The organism is Streptomyces sp. NPDC005898 (assembly GCF_040629635.1).
Lineage (GTDB): Bacteria > Actinomycetota > Actinomycetes > Streptomycetales > Streptomycetaceae > Streptomyces.
In genome coordinates, this window is the sequence record NZ_JBEXWC010000023.1 from 38,009 (window position 1) to 57,640 (window position 19,632).

At 73.5% G+C, this 19,632-nt stretch carries 19 protein-coding genes; 11 read left to right on the plus strand and 8 right to left on the minus strand.

Translation table 11 applies throughout. The features are described 5' to 3' along the window. Positions 1–128: 128 nt before the first annotated feature. The 3 genes from ABZ385_RS26010 to ABZ385_RS26020 all read right to left on the minus strand — a co-directional run bounded on the left by ABZ385_RS26010 (position 129) and on the right by ABZ385_RS26020 (position 2,236). Complete coding sequence (locus ABZ385_RS26010) at positions 129–734, minus strand: hypothetical protein (protein WP_358913453.1); 606 nt, start codon at positions 732–734, stop codon at positions 129–131. A gap of 197 nt (positions 735–931) precedes the next feature. After that, positions 932–1,756 (minus strand): MOSC N-terminal beta barrel domain-containing protein, encoded by an 825-nt coding sequence (locus tag ABZ385_RS26015; protein WP_358578642.1) that lies wholly within the window; start codon positions 1,754–1,756, stop codon positions 932–934. Positions 1,757–1,801: 45 nt separating this feature from the next. Next, positions 1,802–2,236 carry a DUF6643 family protein gene (locus ABZ385_RS26020; protein WP_358913455.1) on the minus strand — a complete coding sequence of 145 codons (435 nt, stop codon included), beginning with the start codon at positions 2,234–2,236 and terminating at the stop codon, positions 1,802–1,804. A gap of 301 nt (positions 2,237–2,537) precedes the next feature. Between ABZ385_RS26020 and ABZ385_RS26025 the strand changes: the two genes are divergently transcribed. Continuing rightward, positions 2,538–3,824, plus strand: a complete 1,287-nt coding sequence (locus ABZ385_RS26025; RefSeq protein WP_358913529.1) for a TerD family protein — start codon at positions 2,538–2,540, stop codon at positions 3,822–3,824. A 4-nt stretch (positions 3,825–3,828) separates the two neighbouring features. On the opposite strand, the gene ABZ385_RS26030 is transcribed toward ABZ385_RS26025, so the two are convergent. Beyond that, positions 3,829–5,016 (minus strand): glycosyltransferase, encoded by a 1,188-nt coding sequence (locus ABZ385_RS26030; protein WP_358578650.1) that lies wholly within the window; start codon positions 5,014–5,016, stop codon positions 3,829–3,831. A gap of 58 nt (positions 5,017–5,074) precedes the next feature. Here ABZ385_RS26030 and ABZ385_RS26035 point away from each other — a divergent pair, with 58 nt between their 5' ends. The 7 genes from ABZ385_RS26035 (at position 5,075) to ABZ385_RS26065 (ending at position 13,373) form a co-directional block, all read left to right on the plus strand. After that, positions 5,075–5,863 (plus strand): aspartate/glutamate racemase family protein, encoded by a 789-nt coding sequence (locus tag ABZ385_RS26035; protein WP_358578652.1) that lies wholly within the window; start codon positions 5,075–5,077, stop codon positions 5,861–5,863. Positions 5,864–5,947: 84 nt separating this feature from the next. Further along, complete coding sequence (locus ABZ385_RS26040; protein ID WP_358578654.1) at positions 5,948–6,505, plus strand: hypothetical protein; 558 nt, start codon at positions 5,948–5,950, stop codon at positions 6,503–6,505. Between the two features lie 95 nt (positions 6,506–6,600). After that, positions 6,601–8,211, plus strand: coding sequence for an apolipoprotein N-acyltransferase (gene lnt / locus ABZ385_RS26045; RefSeq protein WP_358578656.1), 1,611 nt, complete (start codon positions 6,601–6,603; stop codon positions 8,209–8,211). 51 nt (positions 8,212–8,262) lie between these two features. Then, on the plus strand, positions 8,263–8,742 hold the full coding sequence (locus tag ABZ385_RS26050; RefSeq protein ID WP_358578659.1) for an NUDIX domain-containing protein: 480 nt from the start codon (positions 8,263–8,265) through the stop codon (positions 8,740–8,742). Positions 8,743–8,813: 71 nt separating this feature from the next. Further along, positions 8,814–9,983, plus strand: a complete 1,170-nt coding sequence (locus ABZ385_RS26055; RefSeq protein WP_358913457.1) for a methyltransferase — start codon at positions 8,814–8,816, stop codon at positions 9,981–9,983. Positions 9,984–10,327: 344 nt separating this feature from the next. Further along, on the plus strand, positions 10,328–12,700 hold the full coding sequence (locus ABZ385_RS26060; protein ID WP_358913459.1) for a phosphoketolase family protein: 2,373 nt from the start codon (positions 10,328–10,330) through the stop codon (positions 12,698–12,700). Continuing rightward, positions 12,690–13,373, plus strand: a complete 684-nt coding sequence (locus ABZ385_RS26065; protein ID WP_358913461.1) for an alpha-ketoglutarate-dependent dioxygenase AlkB — start codon at positions 12,690–12,692, stop codon at positions 13,371–13,373. Before ABZ385_RS26060 ends, ABZ385_RS26065 begins: the two co-directional genes overlap by 11 nt. A 12-nt stretch (positions 13,374–13,385) precedes the next feature. Here the strand turns inward: ABZ385_RS26065 and ABZ385_RS26070 are convergent, their stop codons facing one another. Further along, positions 13,386–13,880 carry a methylated-DNA--[protein]-cysteine S-methyltransferase gene (locus ABZ385_RS26070; protein WP_358913463.1) on the minus strand — a complete coding sequence of 165 codons (495 nt, stop codon included), beginning with the start codon at positions 13,878–13,880 and terminating at the stop codon, positions 13,386–13,388. A 222-nt stretch (positions 13,881–14,102) separates the two neighbouring features. Here ABZ385_RS26070 and ABZ385_RS26075 point away from each other — a divergent pair, with 222 nt between their 5' ends. Continuing rightward, entirely contained in the window at positions 14,103–16,124 is a 2,022-nt protein-coding gene (locus ABZ385_RS26075; protein WP_358913465.1) for an NADPH-dependent 2,4-dienoyl-CoA reductase, read from the plus strand. A gap of 21 nt (positions 16,125–16,145) precedes the next feature. Then, positions 16,146–16,679, plus strand: coding sequence for a PadR family transcriptional regulator (locus ABZ385_RS26080; RefSeq protein WP_358699111.1), 534 nt, complete (start codon positions 16,146–16,148; stop codon positions 16,677–16,679). 101 nt (positions 16,680–16,780) lie between these two features. On the opposite strand, the gene ABZ385_RS26085 is transcribed toward ABZ385_RS26080, so the two are convergent. Then, on the minus strand, positions 16,781–17,287 hold the full coding sequence (locus ABZ385_RS26085; protein WP_358913467.1) for a hypothetical protein: 507 nt from the start codon (positions 17,285–17,287) through the stop codon (positions 16,781–16,783). A 179-nt stretch (positions 17,288–17,466) separates the two neighbouring features. Further along, the gene (locus ABZ385_RS26090) at positions 17,467–17,931 is read right to left on the minus strand and encodes a nuclear transport factor 2 family protein (protein WP_358578678.1); all 465 of its coding nucleotides are present in this window, start codon (positions 17,929–17,931) and stop codon (positions 17,467–17,469) included. 85 nt (positions 17,932–18,016) lie between these two features. On the opposite strand from ABZ385_RS26090, the gene ABZ385_RS26095 reads away from it, so the two are divergent. Further along, positions 18,017–18,589, plus strand: coding sequence for a PadR family transcriptional regulator (locus tag ABZ385_RS26095; protein ID WP_358913469.1), 573 nt, complete (start codon positions 18,017–18,019; stop codon positions 18,587–18,589). A 9-nt stretch (positions 18,590–18,598) separates the two neighbouring features. On the opposite strand, the gene ABZ385_RS26100 is transcribed toward ABZ385_RS26095, so the two are convergent. Then, the gene (locus ABZ385_RS26100; protein ID WP_358913471.1) at positions 18,599–19,585 is read right to left on the minus strand and encodes a fibronectin type III domain-containing protein; all 987 of its coding nucleotides are present in this window, start codon (positions 19,583–19,585) and stop codon (positions 18,599–18,601) included. Positions 19,586–19,632 lie beyond the last annotated feature (47 nt).

The window sequence follows — 19,632 nt, forward strand, 5'->3', positions numbered from 1 at the left end:
GTGTGCGCGATGTGCCGCACCGCCGCGCGAGGAGCCGAAGACTTCGGCCGGTCCACCGTAGCGCGCGGGAGCAGGGCCAGTTGACCCGATCGCCGGGCTGCTGCCCGCGCGGTCGGGTCCGGGGCGGCTCAGGAACCGGTGCCGGTCCTGCCCCAGTCCGGGCCCGCCTCGCCCCAGGCCTGGTCCAGCCGGCGGTGGCGGCCCCGCACGATCCGCCACAGGACGAGCCTGCGGGTGCCCTCGATGACGGCGACGCCCGCCGTGGCCGCGCCGAGTCCGGCGAGGGCCGCGTGCGTGGTCGCCGTCGCGGTGTCCAGCGGCCGGCCGACGACCCGGCCGCGCTCATCGGTCCACAGCCGGAAGCGGTCCCCGGCCTCCGGGGTGTCGAGCGCCGCCACGACGACCCCCGCGCGACGGGTGCCGTCCGGCGCCGTCCAGCGCGCGAGCACCCGGCTGTGGGCGTCGCGCGCCGACGAGGTCTCGGGGTCGGGGTCGAGCGGGGGAGCGGGGACCCGCCGCAGGACCGCGGCGACGACCGCGTGGCGGGTCTCGCGCTGCTCGCGCACCGAACCGAGCAGGGCGCCGCGCGAGACACCGGCGGCGAGCGTGCCGACGAGGGGGGCGGCGACCACGATCAGCACGAGCGCGGCGAGCGCCAGCCAGGCCTCGGCCAGGTCGGTCCGGCGGCGCAGCGGATTGTGCCGCCACCGCCAGAGTCCGGCGACCGCTCGCACAGCCCCGCACCCCCTTCCGCGTCCGTCATGGCCGGGACTGGATGGGCACGGCCCGCGCGGGTGGTCGAGAAGGGGGAGCGGCATCGGCCCGCGAAGCCGCCCTCCCGCACGACACCTTCGCGGCCGCGCTCGTCCCTCTCGCGCCCACCACCCTCAACGTCCCTGTCCCGCCTTCGAGTTCCCCACCGAGACGCCCGTCATTCGAGGATCGTGACGGCGTCACCGACGCGGATCGTACCGGTGTGTTCGGGCACCAGATTCTGCCCGAAGGCGAGTTGGTCGCCGAAGCGGCGGTGGCGGGCCAGCGTGCGCAGCGGTTCCTTGCCGCGCTCCGCGGTGTTCTGGTCGGTGGTCGTCACGACGCAGCGCCCGCACTTCTTGACGACGCGGAAGGTGACCTCGCCTATGGACAGGCGCTTCCAGTCGTCCTCGGCCCAGGGCGGGGTGCCGTCCACGACGACGTTGGGCCGGAAGCGGTTCATCGGAAGAGGGCCCTCGTCGGCGTGGTCCCCCTGGGCGATCAGGGAGTTCAGGGCGTCGAGCGAGGAGAGGGTGGTGAGCAGCAGCGGAAAGCCGTCCGCCAGGCTGACCGTCTCGCCCTCCTCGGCGTACCCGGGGTCGAGGGGGCGGCGCTTGGCGGGGTCGTCGAGGTGCACGAGCCGCACGCTCGCGTCGAGGTGGGCGCTGAACCAGGCGTGCGCCTCGGCGCTCGCCGGCACCGCCTCGATCCTGTCCCCCCAGATCTCCACCGGCACCGTCGCCACCGGCTCGGGCACGGCGATCGTGAGGGGCCTGCGGCCGGGAGCGGACACACGGATGCCGCCGCCGGGCAGAAGCCCGGCGGCGGCCAACGCCATGCGCGGATGCGGCCGTTGTGAGATGAACCGGCCGTCGTCGTCCACCAGCATCCACCGTCGGTCACCCGCGAGCCCCCAGGGCTCCACGACGGCCTCGCGCGGGGCATGTCCCTGGGCCGCCTTGAGCGGGTGGACGTGGATCGACCGAAGGGCTGATTTAGACATGGGGACATCCTGCCAGCAGTCACTGACAGCGACGCCCCAGGGCGATCAGTACCCGCGATAGGGGCGGTTGTACGGATCCTCGTACGGCGCGGGAGCGGGGCGGGGCGCCGCCGGGCGCATCGCCTCGTACCCCGTGCCGGCGGCCGGCCGCTGGGGCTGGGCGCCCGGATACCCGCGCGGAGCGGCGGCCTGCTGCGGGATGTAGGGCGCGGGAGCGGCCTGGTGCAGCGGGGCCGGCTGCTGGGCCTGCGGGTAGCCGTACCCCGGATTGTGCTGGGCGGGGGCGGCCGGCAGCGCGGGCAGCGCGGACTGGAGGGCGGGCAGGTGGCTGTGGCTACCCGTGTCGTACGCGGAGGGGACCCGAATCGGGGCGATCTGGGGAGTGCCCCGCTCTGCGACGAGGGAGTCGTAGATCGGAGTGTCCGTGAAGGACGGCGCGGAGTAGTAACCGCCGCCATAGGTGGAGCGGGGGGAGGTCATACCCCATAAGTTAAGCCCTTGATGTGCTGGTTGGGGAGACCGATAAGAGGGTTGTTTTACGTGTCGGCAGTGGCGATGGCCCCCCAATGCGAGCGAACTTGGGAAAATCGGTCGCCGAACGGCGTACGAATCGTGTAAAGACCGTGATCCTGGCGGGTTACCCGCGGTCGGCCGCGGCGCGGCCGCGAGGCCCGCGGGACGCGGTCATGGGCCCGCCTGTGACGCGGGTAATAGGTTGGCGGCGAACGGAATCGGCGGCCCTGCCGGACGCGGTGACTCACGATTGGGTGCGGACATGACCATGTCTAAAGGATCGAACGTTCCCCTGCCGGCATCCGCCGTGCGGGTGGAGCTGGGGTGGGCCTCGGGCGCCGGAGTGCCCGACGCCGACGCGTCCGCCCTGCTGCTCACCGCTTCCGGGAAGGTGCGCTCGGACGCGGACTTCGTCTTCTACAACCAGCCCGCCCACTCCTCCGGGGCGGTGCGCCACGAGGGCAAGCGGCACGCCGAGGGCGGTGTCAGCGACGTGCTGACCGTCGACCTCGCGCGCGTGGAGCCCGCGATCGAGACCGTGGTGCTCGCGGCCTCGGCCGACAGCGGCACCTTCGGGCAGGTCCCCGGCCTCTACATCCGGGTGCTCGACGCGGCCGGCGGCGCCGAACTCGCCCGCTACGACAGCGCGGACGCGACCGTGGAGCGGGCCTTCGTGCTCGGCGAGCTCTACCGGCGCCAGGGCGCGTGGAAGTTCCGCGCCGTGGGCCAGGGATACGGCAGCGGCCTGGAGGGACTCGCGACGGACTACGGGATCACGGTGGACCAGCCGGCCAGGACACCGCCTCCCGCCACCGCACCCGCGCCGGCACCCGAACCCGCGCCGGCACCCACCGCCGCACCCGCGCCCGCGTCTCCACCCGCACCCGAACCGGCCCCCGCCCCCGCCTCCGCCCCTGTGCGCCTGAGCAAGGTCACGTTGACGAAGGACGCCCCGTCCGTCTCGCTGACCAAGCAGGGCGGCACCTCGGGCGCCATGCGCGTGAACCTCAACTGGCAGACACGCAAGCAGTTCAAGGGCTGGGGCGCCAAGCTCGGCAGGGCCGTCGCTCTGCACGCCGACCTCGATCTGGACCTCTGCGCGCTCTACGAACTCGCCGACGGCCGCAAGGGAGTCGTCCAGGCCCTCGGCAACGCCTTCGGGGCGCTGCACCAACCGCCGTACATGCTGCTCGACGGCGACGACCGCACCGGCGCGGTCGCCAGTGGGGAGAACCTCACCATCAACCTCGACCACATCGAGGACTTCCGCCGCGTCGTCATCTTCGTGACCATCTACGAGGGCGCCCGCAGCTTCGCCGACCTCAACGCCACCGTCACCCTCCAGCCGCAGCACGGCGCCGCCGTCGACTTCTCGCTCGACGAGTGCACGGTCCCCTCGACGGTGTGCGCGCTGGCCCTGCTCACCAACACCGGCGGCGACCTCGTCGTCCAGCGCGAGGCCCGCTACCTCGTCCCCGAGCGCGGGGTGAGCCCGCAGCGCACCATCGACCAGGCCTACGGATGGGGCATGAACTGGACCCCGGGCAGGAAGTGACCGCTCAGCGCCGCTCGACGGCGGGCCCGGCCGCGGCGTCCGGACGCGCGTACGTACGCCCCTTCCAGGCCGCGCCCCGCCCCTTGTAGTGCCGCACCGCCGAGTCCACCGTCATCAGGAGGTACAGGAAGGCGGTGGCGGGCAGGAGGGGAGCGAGCCACCAGGGCTGCCCGTAGTACCGCAGCATCGGCAGATACGTGCCGGCCATCACCAGCCACGCCAGGCCCCCCAGCGCGGCGGCCGGCACCTCGCCCGTAACCAGGCCCACGACCAACGCGCACGGCGGGGCGAGGTAGACCACCCCGAGCCCGACGACCGTGCCGGCGAGCACGAGCGGGTTGTGCCTCAGCTGGGCGTACGCGCTGCGCGCCACCATCCGCCACAGATCCGCGAGGCGGGGATAGGGGCGCACGCTGTCGACGCCCTCGGCGAGCCCGAGCCAGAGGTGGCCGCCCGAGCGCCGCACCGCGCGCGCCAGCGCCACGTCGTCGATCACCGCGTGCCGGATGGAGTCGGGAACGCCCGCCCGCTCGGCGGTGTCGGCGCGCAGCAGGACGCAGCCGCCCGCCGCGGCCGTCGTGCGCGCCCCCTTCCGCCCGATCCGGCGGAAGGGATAGAGCTGGGCGAAGAAGTAGACGAAGGCCGGCACCACCAGGCGCTCCCACAGGCTCCGCACGCGCAGCCGGGCCATCTGCGACACCAGGTCGAAACCGCCCGCGTGGGCGGCGGCCACGAGCTGCCGCAGGCTGTCCGGCGCGTGAGCGATGTCCGCGTCGGTGAGCAGCAGGTACTCCGGGTCCCGGGCGCGGGCCAGAGCGATCCCGTGCCGCACCGCCCAGAGCTTGCCGGTCCACCCCGCGGGCGGCTCACCGGGCGAGCCGACGGTCAACGGCAGGCCCCCGTGCCGCTCGGCCAGCACGCGCGCCAGCTCGCCCGTACCGTCCGAGCTGCCGTCGTCGACCAGGAAGACCTCGGCCCGGCCCGGATAGTCCTGCGCGAGCAGGGACGGCAGGCTCACGGGCAGCATGTCCGCCTCGTCCCTGGCGGGCACGACCACACCGACCGACGGCCAGCGCCCGGGGTCAGCACGGGGCGGAAGGCGTACATCCGTACGCCAGAAGAAACCCTGCCCCCACAGCAGCCACAGCCACGCGGCAAGCGATCCGGCGGCGATCCACGCAACGGCGCTCATCCGTCGAAGTCTGCCCCACGGACCCGGGCCCGCGGGGGCCATCGACTATGGTGACCGGGTGAAGATCGCGCTCATGGACTCCGGTATCGGACTGCTCGCCGCGGCGGCCGCGGTGCGCCGCCTGCGGCCCGACGCCGATCTGGTGCTCGCCTCCGACCCCGACGGGATGCCGTGGGGGCCGCGCACCCCGCAGGACCTCACCAGGCGTGCCCTCGCGGTCGCCGAGGCCGCCGCAGCGCACCGGCCCGACGCCTTGATCGTGGCCTGCAACACCGCGTCCGTGCACACGCTGCCCGCCATGAGGGCCCGCCTGGAGCCCGGCATCCCGGTGATCGGGACCGTGCCGGCCATCAAGCCCGCCGCCTCCGGTGGCGGCCCCGTCGCCATCTGGGCCACGCCCGCCACCACCGGCAGCCCCTACCAGCGCGGCCTCATCGAGCAGTTCGCGAGCGGCGTCGCCGTCACCGAGGTGCCCTGCCCCGGCCTCGCCGACGCCGTGCAGTACGCGGACGAGCGGGCCATCGACGAGACGATCGCCGCAGCCGCTGCCCTGACCCCGCCCGATGTCAGGGCCGTCGTCCTGGGCTGCACCCATTACGAACTGGTCGCGGAGCGGATCCGCGCCGCCGTGCAGCGGCCCCAGCTGCCGCCGCTCGCGCTGTACGGCTCGGCCGGCGCCGTCGCCGCCCAGGCGCTGCGCCGGGTCGGCCGGTCCGCCGTCGCCGGGTCCAGCCCCGCGACGCCCGGTCTCACGGTGCTGCTGAGCGGGCGCGAGGAGCGGCTGCCGGCGGCGGCACTCGCGTACGCCGAAGGGCGCATGCTCGCGGCGGTCAGCCCCGCGCTCTGACTCACCCGGCGTGCCCCTGCTCCCGTGCTGGTCACTCTGAGCGACGGCATGCCTTCGCGGCGGAACCTGAGTAGTCTCGAAGCCATGAAGGACCGAGCCCATGAGGAGCACGGCGAGCGAGCCGTGACCGACGGCCAGCCCGAGGTCTGGACCGGCCGCGCGACCAACCGCGTGCAGTGGCTGCTGGCCTGCGCGGGCGCGGCCTGCCTGGCCCTCGGCATCGCGCTCGCGGTCGGCTCCGTGTGGACCTCCGGCATCGCGCCCCTGCTCATGTCCGTCGTGGGCTGCATCGCCGCCGGCCTGTTGATGCTCTTCGGGACGCTCGCCTTCGTCCATGTGGCCGTGAAGGTCGACAAGGATTCCCTGGAGGTGCGCTGCGGCCATCTGGGCCTGCCGCGCCGCCACATCCCGCTCTCCCACGTCGTCGGCGCGGACTTCGCCCCCACGGTCACCCCCCGGCACTGGGGCGGCTGGGGCTACCGGTGGCGGCCCGAGAAGGGCACGGCCGTCGTGGTCCGGCGCGGCGAGGGCATGGTGATCCGGCTGGGCGACGGCCATACGTTCACGGTGACCGTCGACGACGCCGAATCCGCGGTCCGCGCGATCCGGGCCCGGCTGAAGCTCCGGGGCACATCGCCCTGACCCCGGCCGACGGCGTCCACCGCGCCGGAACGGGGTGCCCTCGGGCGCTCCGACCGCGCTGTCGGCGCCCAGCTGAGGCGCCGTACACTCCCCGGGTGACCGCCACCACCACTCCCGTGGACGAGCCGGACCAGCTCGATCCGCGGCCCGCGCCGGCCCCCCGCCCCCCGCGCGCCCTGCGACGGCTCGTGCCCGCCACCGCGGCGGCCCTCTCCGGAGTGCTGCTCTACGTCAGCTTCCCGCCCCGCACGCTGTGGTGGCTCGCCCTGCCCGCCTTCGCCGTCCTCGCCGGGACCCTGCGCGGCCGCACCTGGAAGGCCGGTCTCGGCCTCGGCTACCTCTTCGGCCTCGGCTTCCTGCTGCCGCTCCTGGTGTGGACCGGCGTCGAGGTCGGCCCGGGTCCGTGGCTGGCGCTCGCCGCAGTCGAGGCCGTCCTCGTCGCCCTGGTCGGCGCGGGCATCGCGGCCCTCTCCCGCCTGCCCGGGTACCCGCTGTGGGCAGCCGCCCTGTGGACCGCGGGCGAGGCGGCACGCGCGCGTGCGCCCTTCGGCGGCTTCCCCTGGGGCAAGATCGCCTTCGGCCAGGCGGACGGCGTCTTCCTGCCGCTCGCCGCGCTCGGCGGTACTCCCGTGCTCGGCTTCGCGGTCGTCCTGTGCGGCTTCGGCCTGTACGAGGTCGCGCGCCGGGCCCGGGACGCGCGCGCCGAGGGCGGACTGCGGCGCGGGGCGGTGGCCGTCGCCGGGCTCAGTGTGCTCGTACCCCTCCTCGGCGCCTTCGCCGCGCGGCCGCTCGTCGGCGACGACGCGCAGGACGGCACCGCGACCGTCGCCGCGATCCAGGGCAACGTCCCGCGCGCGGGGCTCGGCTTCAACGCGCAGCGCCGCGCGGTCCTCGACCACCACGTGCGCGAGACCGAGCGCCTGGCCGCCGAGGTGAGGGCCGGCCGGATCAAGCGCCCCGACCTCGTGCTGTGGCCGGAGAACTCCTCCGACATCGACCCGTTCACCAACCCCGACGCGCGCCAGGAGATCGAGGACGCCGTCGCGGCGATCGGGGTCCCGCTGTCGGTGGGCGGCGTCGTCGAGAAGCCGGACGGCAGGCTCTACAACGAGCAGATCCTTTGGGACCCGGAGAAGGGCCCCACGGACACCTACGACAAGCGGCAGATCCAGCCCTTCGGCGAGTACATCCCGCTGCGCGGCCTCATCGGGGTCTTCAGCAGCGACGTCGACATGGTCCGCCAGGACTTCAGCCGTGGGTCAAAGCCCGGCGTCTTCACCATGGCCGGCACCAAGGTGGGCATCGCGACCTGCTACGAGGCCGCCTTCGACTGGGCGGTGCGGGACACCGTGACGGGCGGCGCCCAGATCATCTCCGTACCCAGCAACAACGCCACGTTCGACCGCAGCGAGATGACGTACCAGCAGCTCGCGATGTCCCGGGTGCGCGCGGTCGAGCACAGCCGCGCCGTCGTCGTCCCGGTGACCAGCGGCGTCAGCGCGGTCATCATGCCGGACGGCGCGGTGCGGGCGAAGACGAAGTGGTTCACCGCCGACTCGCTCGTGGAGGAGGTCCCGCTGCGCTCGTCGCGGACCCCGGCCACCCGCCTCGGCGCGCTGCCCGAGGGCGTCCTGGCGCTGCTCGCCGCGGGCGGCCTCGGCTGGGCCGCGGCGTCGGCGCGGACCCGGCGGACCACCGCCGGGTGACCCCGGCCGGTGTCGGCCGGGGCAGCGGCGAGGCGCGGCTAGGGTCGGGGCATGGCAACTCCTGATTTCATCCGCACGATCCGCGCCGACGCGGGCCAGCAGCTCCTGTGGCTCCCCGGGGTCACCGCCATCGTCTTCGACGACGCGGGCAGGGTGCTGCTCGGACGGCGCTCCGACAACGGCCGGTGGTCGGTGATCGGCGGGATCCCGGAACCGGGGGAGCAGCCCGCACAGTGCGCGGTGCGCGAGGTGTACGAGGAGACGGCGGTGCGCTGCGTGCCCGAACGCATCGTGCTGGTGCAGGCGCTCGAACCGGTCACCTACCCCAACGGCGACACCTGCCAGTACATGGACATCACGCTGCGCTGCCGTGCCGTCGGCGGCGAGGCGCGCGTCAACGACGACGAGTCGCTGGAGGTGGCGTGGTTCGACGTGGACGCGCTGCCGGACCTGCACGAGTTCTCGCTCTTCCGCGTCAAGCAGGCGCTGGTGGAGGGCCCCACGTGGTTCGAGCCGTCCGCGGAGCGCTGAGCGCCGAGCGTGCCTTGCTGCTCACCGGGCCCCGCCGTGGCTGGTGGGACCTCCGTTAGCCTGAGGGCACGATGAACCGTTTGAGCACGTCATGGGGCGCGTACGACCTCACCCGCTTTCCGCAGGACCCCCGCGATCAGCTGCGCGCCTGGTCGGCGGCCGACGCCTATCTGCTGCGGCACCTCGCCGGCGAGGAAGGGGCGCCGGCCCTGGACCTCAGCGGCACCGTGGCCGTCGTGGGCGACCGGTGGGGGGCGCTGACGACCGTTCTCGCCGGGCACGCGCGCGTGCCGGTGCAGATCACCGACTCCTTCCTCGCCCAGCAGGCCACCCGGGCCAATCTGGCGCGGGCGGGCCTGGCGCCGGACGCGGCACGGCTCCTGACGACCAGGGACACGCCGCCCGCGCGGATCGACGTCCTCCTGGTCCGCGTACCGAAGAGCCTCGCGCTCCTGGAGGACCAGCTCCACCGGCTGGCCCCCGCACTGCACGAGGGCACCGTCGTCGTCGGCACCGGCATGGTCACCGAGATCCACACGTCGACGCTGGAGCTGTTCGAGCGGCTCGTCGGGCCGACCAAGACCTCCCTGGCCCGGCAGAAGGCGCGGCTCGTCTTCAGCACCCCGGACCCCGCGCGCACCCCCGGACCGAGCCCCTGGCCGACCACGTACACGCTGGCCGACGACGCCGGGGCCGGCGCCGGGCTGACGGTCGTCAACCACGCCGGCATCTTCTGCGCCGACCGGCTCGACATCGGCACCCGCTTCTTCCTGAAGCACCTGCCGCGCGCCCGCGCCGGCGCGCACGTCGTGGACCTGGGCTGCGGCAACGGCGTGCTCGGCACCGCCGTGTCCGTCGCCGAGCCCGACGCCGCCGTCACCTTCATCGACGAGTCGTTCCCGGCCGTCGCCTCCGCCGAGGCCACCTTCCGGGCCAATGCCGCCGAGGGCGCGAAGGCGCACTTCGTGGCCGGTGACGCGCTGGCCGCCGTGCCGCCCGGGTCGGTGGACCTCGTCCTGAACAATCCGCCGTTCCACAGCCACCAGGCGACGACCGGCGCGACCGCCCGGCGCATGTTCGGCGGCGCGCGGGCCGCGCTGCGCCCCGGCGGGGAGCTGTGGGTCATCGGCAACCGCCACCTCGGCTACCACGTGAAGCTCCGCAAGCTCTTCGGCAACGCGGAAGTCGTGGCGAGCGACCCGAAGTTCGTCGTGCTGCGGGCGGTCAAGGGCGGTAACTGAGCCACGGCCGCCCGGCGCCGCGCCCAGGTGTGCCGGCCGCCGCCGCGGGGCGCCCGTGCACCTCGGCGGGGCCGAACGGCCCTGGCCGGGTTCGCGGCGGCGCCCGGGCGGTGGCAGCGTCGGAGGGAGGAATGCCGGGGCCGGTCCCCTCCGGTTCCGGCGGTCCGCTCCGGTTGCGGCGGTCCGTTCCGGTTCGGCCGGTCGTTCCGGTTCCGGCGGCCCGTTCCGGATCGGCCCGGACCGAACCGGCGTCGCGACGAGTGACCCGGCGTTCTCGTGGAACCCGCGCCCCGACCACGTATCCCCGTATCCGCCGCACACCCCGACCCTCGCGAGGAGACCTCATGGCGCCCATGGCGAAGGAGGACCTGGCGGCACTCGACGCACACTGGCGTGCCGCCAATTACCTGGCCGTCGGCCAGATCTACCTGATGAGCAACCCACTGCTGACCGAGCCGCTGCGACCCGAGCACATCAAGCCGCGCCTGCTGGGCCACTGGGGCACCTCACCGGGACTCAACCTCGTCCACACCCACCTCAACCGCGTCATCAAGGAGCGTGACCTGGAGGCGCTGTGCGTGTGGGGGCCCGGCCACGGCGGCCCGGCCGTGCTCGCCAACTCCTGGCTGGAGGGCAGCTACACCCAGACGTACCCGGCGGTGACGCGGGACGAGGAGGGCATGGCGCGGTTGTTCCGCCAGTTCTCCTTCCCCGGCGGGGTGCCGAGCCACGTCGCGCCCGAGACGCCCGGCTCGATCCACGAGGGCGGTGAGCTCGGCTACTCCCTCGCGCACGCGTACGGCGCGGCCTTCGACAACCCCGACCTGGTCGTGGCCTGCGTCATCGGCGACGGCGAGGCCGAGACCGGGCCGCTGGCCGGATCCTGGCACTCGAACAAGTTCCTCGACCCCGTGCACGACGGCGCCGTCCTGCCGATCCTCCACCTCAACGGCTACAAGATCGCCAACCCGACGCTGCTCGCCCGCCTGCCCGACGCGGAGCTGGACGCGCTGCTCAAGGGCTACGGCCACGAGCCGCTGTACGTGGCGGGTGACGACCCGCTCACCGTCCACCAGACGATGGCCGACGCCATGGACGAGGCGCTGGACCGCATCGCCGCCCTCCAGCGCGCCGCCCGCGGCGGCGGCGCGCACAGCCGCCACCGCTGGCCCGTGATCGTGCTGCGCACCCCCAAGGGCTGGACCGGCCCGGCGACCGTGGACGGCGAGCCGGTCGAGAACACCTGGCGCGCCCACCAGGTGCCGCTCTCCGAGGTCCGGGAGAACCCGGCCCATCTGCGCCAGTTGGAGCAGTGGCTGCGCTCCTACCGCCCCGAGGACCTCTTCGACGCGCACGGCACGCCCGTCCCCGAGGTCCTGGCGTGGGTGCCGGAGGGCGAACGCCGGCTGGGCGCGACGCCGCACGCCAACGGCGGCCTGCTCAGCAGCCCGCTGCCGCTGCCGCCGCTGGAGGACTTCGCCGTCCCCGTCGAGCGCCCCGGCGCCACCCTGCACGAACCGACCCGGGTGACGGGCGACCTGCTCGCCCGCGTCATGGCCGACACCGCGCGGCGCCGGGACTTCCGCGTCGTGGGGCCGGACGAGACCGAGTCCAACCGCCTGGGCGCGCTCTACGGGGTCACCGGCAAGGCCTGGCAGGAGCGCGTCCTCGACACCGACGAGCACCTCGCCCGGGACGGCCGCGTCATGGAGGTCCTGTCCGAGCACCTGTGCCAGGGGTGGCTGGAGGGCTACACCCTCACCGGCCGGCACGGCCTGTTCTCCTGCTACGAGGCGTTCGTCCACATCGTCGACTCGATGGTCAACCAGCACATCAAGTGGCTGAAGACCTCGCGTTCCCTGCCCTGGCGCGCACCCGTCCCCTCGCTCAACTACCTGCTCACCTCGCACGTGTGGCGCCAGGACCACAACGGCTTCTCGCACCAGGACCCGGGGTTCGTGGATCACGTCCTCAACAAGAGCCCCGACGTCGTACGCGTCTACCTGCCGCCGGACGCCAACACCCTGCTGTCGGTGACCGAGCACGTCCTGGCCAGCCGCGATTACGTCAACGTGGTTGTCGCGGGCAAGCAGCCCTGCTTCGACTGGCTCTCCCTCGACGCGGCCAGGGCGCACTGCGCGCGCGGCGCCGGCGTGTGGGAGTGGGCGGGCACGGACGACGGCTCGCGCGAACCCGACGTGGTCCTGGCCTGCGCGGGCGACGTGCCGACGCAGGAGGTCCTCGCCGCGGCGAGCCTGCTGCGGGAGCTGCTGCCCGAGCTGGCCGTCCGGGTGGTCAACGTCGTGGACATCGCCCGCCTCATGCCCCGGGAGGAGCACCCGCACGGCATGCCGAACGACGAGTACGACGCCCTCTTCACCGCCGACCGGCCGGTGATCTTCGCCTACCACGGCTACCCCTGGCTGATCCACCGCCTGGCCTACCGCCGCACCGGGCACGCCAACCTCCACGTGCGCGGGTACAAGGAGGCGGGCACGACCACCACCCCCTTCGACATGGTCGTCCGCAACGACCTCGACCGGTACCGGCTGGTCATGGACGTCATCGACCGCGTCCCCGGCCTCGCCGCGCGGGCCACGCAGGCGCGCCGGGCGATGGCCGACGCCCGTACCCGCCACCACGCGTGGATCCGCGAGCACGGCACCGACCTGCCCGAGGTCGCCGACTGGAAGTGGCCGGGCGCCAGTGCCGGATGAACTGTTCGGTGCCGGACTGTTCCCCCGGGACCGCGCCGAGATCGGCCCGGGGGCCGTGCACCTGCCCGACTGGCTGCCGGCGGCGGCGCAGCTTCGGCTGGTGGAGGCGTGCCGGCGGTGGGCGAAGCCGCCGGCCGGGCTGCGGCTGGTCAGCACGCCCGGCGGCGGGACCATGACGGCCCGGCAGTTCGGCCTGGGGTGGCACTGGTATCCGTACGGGTACGCGCGCACCGCCGTCGACGGGGACGGCGCGCCGGTGAAGCCGATGCCGCCGTGGCTCGCCGAACTGGGCCGCGCGGCGGCCGAGGCGGCCGGGTACGGGAGCGGGGAGCAGGGCGGGGAGGCGTACGACATCGCGCTGGTCAACTTCTACGAGGCCGACGCCCGCATGGGCATGCACCGCGACAGCGACGAGAAGTCCCCGGCCCCGGTGGTGTCGCTGAGCCTCGGCGACACCTGCCTCTTCCGCTTCGGCAACACCCGCACGCGCACGAAGCCCTATACCGACGTCGAGCTGCGCAGCGGCGACCTCGTGGTCTTCGGGGGGCCGTCCCGTCTCGCGTACCACGGGGTGCCCCGGGTGCTGCCCGGCACGGCCCCGCCGGCGCTCGGGCTGACCGGGCGGCTGAACATCACGCTGCGGGTGAGCGGACTGCGGGACGAGGGGCCGTGACCCCCGGGGCGCTCAGGCCTCCAGGTCGAGCAGCAGCCGCTTGCGTTCGAGGCCGCCCGCGTACCCGGTGAGGGAGCCGTCGGCGCCGATCACCCGGTGGCAGGGGCGCACGACGAGCACGGGGTTGCGGCCGATGGCCGTGCCGAGGGCGCGGACCGCCGCCCGGGACAGGCCCAGCTGCTCGGCGAGCCGCCCGTAGGTGGTCGTGGTGCCGTAGGGGACCGTGTCCAGGGCCTGCCAGACCTTGCGCTGGAACGCGGTGCCCGCCCCCTCGGCGTACTCGACGTCGAAGTGGGTCAGGCTCCCGGCGAAGTAGGAGCGAAGCTGCGCGGCGATCGTCTCGAACGCCGCGTCGTCACGGACCCAGCCCTCGCGCACGACCGCCGCGCCCTTCTGGCCCGGCATGGACAGCGAGGCCAGCGCCGTGCCGCCCTTGGCGGTGGCCGACGGCTCGCCCACCAGCAGCAGCTCGCCCAGCGGGCTGTCGATCGTGGTGTGGACGGTCATCGCAAACTCTCCTCGCGTTCTGTGGCCGGCCTCCAGTCTGCGCCCCGCACGCGGCTGCGGCTGGCGGGATTCGGACAGGACGTTCAGGCGGGGGCGCCGGTGGCCCCGGTGTGCCGGGAGGCATGCGCCGTGAGATGCCGCTCACGCTTTATGCAACTAGTTGCACAAGCTTCCCGGGGTCGTCTACAACTGTCGGGTAGACACCGCGTACGGAGGCGCCGCATGAGCCGTTACCCGAACCTGCTGAACCCGCTCGACCTGGGCTTCACCACCCTGCCCAACCGGGTCCTGATGGGCTCCATGCACGTCGGCCTGGAAGAGGCGCCGAACGGGTTCGAGCGCATGGCGGAGTTCTACGCGACCCGCGCGCGCGGCGGCGTCGGCCTCATCGTCACCGGCGGCATCGCCCCCAACGACGAGGGGCGCCCCTACGAGGGCGGCGCCAAGATGACCACCGAGGCCGAGGCCGAGGAGCACGCCCGCATCACCGCCGCCGTGCACGCCGAGGGCGGCCGCATCGCGATGCAGATCCTGCACTTCGGGCGGTACGCCTACCACGACAAGCTGGTGGCCCCGAGCGCGCTCCAGGCCCCCATCAGCCCCTTCGTGCCCCGCGAACTCACCGACGAGGACGTCGAGCGGACCATCGAGGACTTCGTCCGCGCCGCCGAACTGGCCAAGCTCGCCGGCTACGACGGCGTCGAGATCATGGGCTCCGAGGGCTACCTGATCAACGAGTTCATCGCGGCCCCCACCAACCGGCGCACCGACCGCTGGGGCGGCGCCTACGAGAACCGCGTGCGCTTCCCCGTGGAGATCGTCCGCCGCACCCGCGAGCGCGTGGGCACCGACTTCATCCTCATCTACCGGCTCTCCATGCTGGACCTGGTCCCCGGCGGCTCCACCCTGGAGGAGGTCGTCCACCTCGCCAAGGCGATCGAGGCCGCCGGCGCGACGATCATCAACACCGGCATCGGCTGGCACGAGGCGCGCATCCCCACCATCGCCACCTCGGTGCCGCGCGGCGCCTACACCTTCGTGACCAAGAAGGTGATGGGCGAGGTCTCCGTCCCGCTCGTCACCACCAACCGCATCAACACCCCCGAGATCGCCGAGCGACTGCTCGCCGACGGCGCCGCCGACATGGTCTCCCTGGCCCGCCCGCTCCTCGCCGACCCCGACTTCGTCGCCAAGGCCGCGGCCGAGCGGTCCGAGGCGATCAACACCTGCATCGGCTGCAACCAGGCGTGCCTGGACCACACGTTCAATCTCCAGATCACCTCCTGCCTGGTCAACCCGCGCGCCTGCCACGAGACCGAGCTGGTGCTCTCGCCGACCCGCACCAGGAAGAGCATCGCCGTCGTCGGCGCCGGGCCCGCCGGACTCGCCTTCGCCGTCTCGGCGGCCGAGCGCGGCCACGACGTGACACTCTTCGACGCCGCCCCCGAGATCGGCGGGCAGCTCAACGTCGCCCGCAAGGTCCCCGGCAAGGAGGAGTTCGACGAGACCCTGCGCTACTTCCGCACCCAGCTCGCCCTGCGCGGCGTGCATGTCCGGCTGAACACCGTCGTCACCGCCGACGAACTGGCCGGGGCCGCGTACGACGAAGTGGTCGTCGCCACCGGCGTGACCCCGCGCACCCCCGAGATCCCCGGTATCGACCACCCCAGCGTCGTCGGCTACCTCGACGTGCTCCGCGACGGCGCGCCCGTCGGGGAGCGGGTCGCCGTCATCGGCGCGGGCGGCATCGGCTTCGACGTGGCGGAGTACCTCACCGACGGCGGCGAGAAGGCGAGTCTGGACCCGGCGACGTACTTCCGCCAGTGGGGCGTCGACATGGACTACCGCGAGCGCGGCGGCCTGACGAAGCCCGAGCGGCCCACCCCGCCGCGCACCGTCCACCTGCTCCAGCGCAAGGCGACCAAGGTCGGTCAGGGCCTCGGCAAGACGACGGGCTGGATCCACCGCACCGAACTGCGCCACCGCGGCGTCACGATGGTGGCGGGCGTCAGCTACGACCTGATCGACGACGCGGGGCTGCACATCACCGTCGACGGCGTCTCCTCCGTCCTGCCCGTCGACACCGTCGTCCTGTGCGCGGGCCAGGAACCGCGCCGCGGCCTCTACGACGAGCTGCGCGCCGCCGGACGCAGCGTGCACCTCATCGGGGGCGCCGACGTCGCCGCCGAGCTGGACGCCAAGCGCGCCATCAAGCAGGGTACGGAGCTGGCCGCGGCCCTGTGAGGCCCTCCCTAGGATGACCCCATGTCACTCCCGCACGCGATCCTCACCGCCCTCATGGAGAAGCCGTCGTCGGGGCTCGAACTGACCCGCAGGTTCGACAAGTCGATCGGCTACTTCTGGTCGGCCACGCACCAGCAGATCTACCGCGAGCTGGGCAGGCTGGAGCGCGAGGGGGCGATCCGCGCGCTGCCGCGGGAAGGGGCGACGCGCGGGCAGAAGAAGGAGTACGAGGTCCTGCCCGCGGGCCGCGCCGAACTGGCCCGCTGGACCGCGGCGAGCCAGGACCCGAAGCCGATGCGGGACACCCTGCTGCTGCGGCTGCGCGCCGCCGCGGTCGTCGGCACCGAGGGAATCCAGGCGGATCTGCACCGCCATCTGGATCTGCACCGGCGGCAGTTGGCCCAGTACGAGGAGATCGAGCGCCGGGACTTCCCGCCGGAGAAGGACGCCATGGAGGACCGGCTGCGGCATGTGGTGCTGCGCGCGGGCATCGACCTGGAGACGTTCTGGACGCAGTGGCTCACCCGGACGATCGAGGAACTCCAGACGCCGTAGCGCGGCGGGGCGCCCGGCGGCCGGACACGCGGCGGCTGCCGCCCGCCCGACGTGCTGACGGGAGGGCGGCAGCCGATGATGCCGCTGTGTCGCGTGTCCGGTCACATCCGGTGACCCGCGCCGCGTCGGCGCAGGTACCAGACGCCGCCGCTCGCGGCCACCAGGGACACCAGCGCCCCGCCGGTGACGAGCGTGAGCGTGCCCCGGTCCTTCGAACCGCCCCCGAGTCCACCGCGTACGCCGCGCGAGGGCGCGGTCGTCGAGGAGGCCGTCGGCGCCGCGCCGACGGTGACGGTCTGAGGCCCGGCCTGCGAGCCGTCCTGACACGTGACCAGGACCGTGTAGGAGCCGGCACTGACATTCCGCCAGGTGGCGCTGCCGTTCGACAGCGGCATCTGTTGGCCTCCCGCGAAGCTCGCGTTGCGGTTGCCCATCAATGAGGCCGTTCCGCCGGTGGGACACGCGGCGGTGGTGACCTGCACGGTGGAGCCGGTGGCGGTGACAGTGATGCCACCGCCCGCGAACGCGGACGGGGTGGCCAGCGCCAGCGGCAGCGCGGCGGAGGCTACGGTCAGGCCGGCACGGACACATATCTGAGTAGTACGCATGAGTCTGCCCTCCGGTGGCACGGGAGGCGGTACAACCCATGCGCCGCCGCGAATCGGGGAACGCCCGTGCTACCTGACGAAGAGCCAACTCGCCCCGGGCCGAAACCGCATGCGGACCGCCTCCGGGCAGGTGACGGAATCCATCGTCCGGCCCAGAGCCGACCGGCCCAGAGCCGGCCCTAGCCGGGAGGGATCAGGCCGTCCGCGACGAGGCCCTCGTGCACGGCCTGCCCGAGCGCCCGCACCGCGGACTGCGGGCGCACCATCACGGTGAACTCCTTGATCCTGCCGTCCGCGTCGAAGTGCAGCAGGTCGATGCCGTGGATCTCCTTGCCGTTCACCACCGTGCGGAACAGCAGGACCGCCGACTCGGCCTCGCTCCCGTCGGCGCTCGTGTCCGCCTGCCCGGCGTACGACCCCACGTACCGGAAGTCCTCGAACGTGCGCAGCAGCACACCGAAGAGCCCGAGCAGCATCGGCCTGCCCTCGAAGGGGGTGAACTTGACCGGGCTGTAGAAGCGGACGTCCGGCGTGAGCAGATCCTCCAGGGCGTCGAGATCGCGCTTCTCGACCACGGCGCGGAAACGTTCGGCGGTGGGGTGCACGGCGGTCCTCCAAAGGGTGGGAGCCAGAGCCGGAGCCATGGCCGGGCATAGTCATCAATCTGACTAGTCAGATTGATGACTATGCTGGGGGTGCGAGGCGGCGGAAGGGAAGGGGATCCGGGCGATGGCTCTGCGGCACGCGGTGCTCGCGGCACTGCTGGACGGCGAGTACAGCGGTTATCAGCTGGCGAAGGGCTTCGACATCGGCGTGGCCAACTTCTGGCACGCGCTGCCCCAGCAGCTCTACGCCGAGCTGGCCAAACTGGAGGCGGACGGCCTGGTCCACGGCCGGGAGGTCGTCCAGGAGGGCCGGCCCAACAAGCGGCTGTTCCGCGTCACCGACGAGGGCCTCGCCGAGATGGAGCGCTTCGCCGCGCGCGCCGCCAAGCCGTCCTTCATCCGCGACGACCTGCTCGTCAAGGTGCAGGCCGTCGACGGCATCGCCGCGGCGCCGGTGATCGGGCAGCTCATCGAGCGGGCCCAGGTGGCCGACGCCAAGATCGAGGTGCTCGAAAAGCTCCTGGTGAAGCTGCGCGGCGGCATCGACGAGGACGAGTTCCTGCGCACCGGCGACCGCGTCGGCCCCTATCTGACCTGCCTGCGCGGCCTCGCCTTCGAGCGCGAGTCCCGCGACTGGTGCCGGCGCGCGGCGGCCCTGCTGGGCGCACGGGCGGCCGCCGCGCGAGCGGGAGGCTGAGCGCCGGGGTCAGCCCGTGGTGACGGTCCGCTCGGGCGAGTAGGCGCCCCACGTCCCGTCCGGCAGCTTGGGGCGGACCTGTATCCGGTGCCGCTCCCCGGCCTTCCTGCCGATGTAGAAGCTGTGGTCGGCCTTGTCCGTGGGCGCGGTGCCGCCGAAGACGAGCGAGGTGGCGGTGCGCCCGTCCAGCCGGATCTGGTACTCCGTCACGGCCCCGCCGGTACGCGGCGGCCGCCAGGACAGGTCGATGTAGTACGCCCCGTCGGCGCGGTGCGTCGCGGCGCGGAACGCCGTGGGCGCCGTGCCGCGCCCCGAGTCCTTGCCCGCGGCGGTCGTGAGGCGGAGCTTCGGTCCGGCGTCGGAGAAGTTGTCGGCGGCGTCGCGCGCCTTGACCGTGAAGGTGTAGTGGGTGCCGGGTCGCAGCCCCGTGACGAGCGTCGCAGTCTGCCCGCCGCCCACGCTGTGGATCTTCGAGGAGCCCTGATAGATCTCGTACGAGGCCACGCCCCGGTCGTCCGACGACTTGTCCCAGGTCAGCATCGCCGACCGGCTCCCCTCGGCCCGGCCGCGGAGCCGGGCGGGCGGGGTCGGCGGCTTGTGGTCGGCGGCGGCCGCGGCGGGCGTGGTGACGGACAGTCTCCTGCTGTCCGGGCTGACGTTCCCGTCGGCGTCGCGGGCGCGCACGGTGAAGGCGTACGTCGTCGCGGGCCGCAGGCCCACGATGTCCACCATGTGCTTGCCGCTCGGCACTTCCTTGACCTTCTTGGCGTCGCGGTACACCTCGTAGCCGGTGACGCCGGTGTCGTCGGTGGCCTGGTTCCACATGACGTGGGCGGTGGTGGCGCTGCCCGCCTGTACGGTGAGACCCCGGGGCGCGGCGGGGGGCGTGGTGTCGTGCCGCTCGTCCTGACCGCCCCGGGCGCAGCCGCCGAGGGCGGCACCCGCGACGACGGTCAGCAGCGCCAGGGAACCGGCCAACCGGGGGGTGCGGGGCATGGCGCTGCCTTCCACTCGACGGCACGGTCCGGACCGACCGCGGTGCC

Excerpts from the sequence above, each read along its gene's own strand:
- ABZ385_RS26030 (WP_358578650.1), bottom strand. The coding sequence starts at position 5,016 with ATGAGCGCCGTTGCGTGGATCGCCGCCGGATCGCTTGCCGCGTGGCTG.
- ABZ385_RS26100 (WP_358913471.1), bottom strand. The coding sequence starts at position 19,585 with ATGCCCCGCACCCCCCGGTTGGCCGGTTCCCTGGCGCTGCTGACCGTC.
- ABZ385_RS26015 (WP_358578642.1), bottom strand. The coding sequence starts at position 1,756 with ATGTCTAAATCAGCCCTTCGGTCGATCCACGTCCACCCGCTCAAGGCG.
- ABZ385_RS26080 (WP_358699111.1), top strand. The coding sequence starts at position 16,146 with ATGTCACTCCCGCACGCGATCCTCACCGCCCTCATGGAGAAGCCGTCG.
- ABZ385_RS26050 (WP_358578659.1), top strand. The coding sequence starts at position 8,263 with ATGGCAACTCCTGATTTCATCCGCACGATCCGCGCCGACGCGGGCCAG.
- ABZ385_RS26070 (WP_358913463.1), bottom strand. The coding sequence starts at position 13,880 with ATGACCGTCCACACCACGATCGACAGCCCGCTGGGCGAGCTGCTGCTG.
- ABZ385_RS26095 (WP_358913469.1), top strand. The coding sequence starts at position 18,017 with ATGGCTCTGCGGCACGCGGTGCTCGCGGCACTGCTGGACGGCGAGTAC.
- ABZ385_RS26025 (WP_358913529.1), top strand. The coding sequence starts at position 2,538 with ATGTCTAAAGGATCGAACGTTCCCCTGCCGGCATCCGCCGTGCGGGTG.
- ABZ385_RS26075 (WP_358913465.1), top strand. The coding sequence starts at position 14,103 with ATGAGCCGTTACCCGAACCTGCTGAACCCGCTCGACCTGGGCTTCACC.
- ABZ385_RS26040 (WP_358578654.1), top strand. The coding sequence starts at position 5,948 with ATGAAGGACCGAGCCCATGAGGAGCACGGCGAGCGAGCCGTGACCGAC.
- ABZ385_RS26060 (WP_358913459.1), top strand. The coding sequence starts at position 10,328 with ATGGCGCCCATGGCGAAGGAGGACCTGGCGGCACTCGACGCACACTGG.
- ABZ385_RS26020 (WP_358913455.1), bottom strand. The coding sequence starts at position 2,236 with ATGACCTCCCCCCGCTCCACCTATGGCGGCGGTTACTACTCCGCGCCG.
- ABZ385_RS26055 (WP_358913457.1), top strand. The coding sequence starts at position 8,814 with ATGAACCGTTTGAGCACGTCATGGGGCGCGTACGACCTCACCCGCTTT.
- ABZ385_RS26090 (WP_358578678.1), bottom strand. The coding sequence starts at position 17,931 with ATGGCTCCGGCTCTGGCTCCCACCCTTTGGAGGACCGCCGTGCACCCC.
- ABZ385_RS26085 (WP_358913467.1), bottom strand. The coding sequence starts at position 17,287 with ATGCGTACTACTCAGATATGTGTCCGTGCCGGCCTGACCGTAGCCTCC.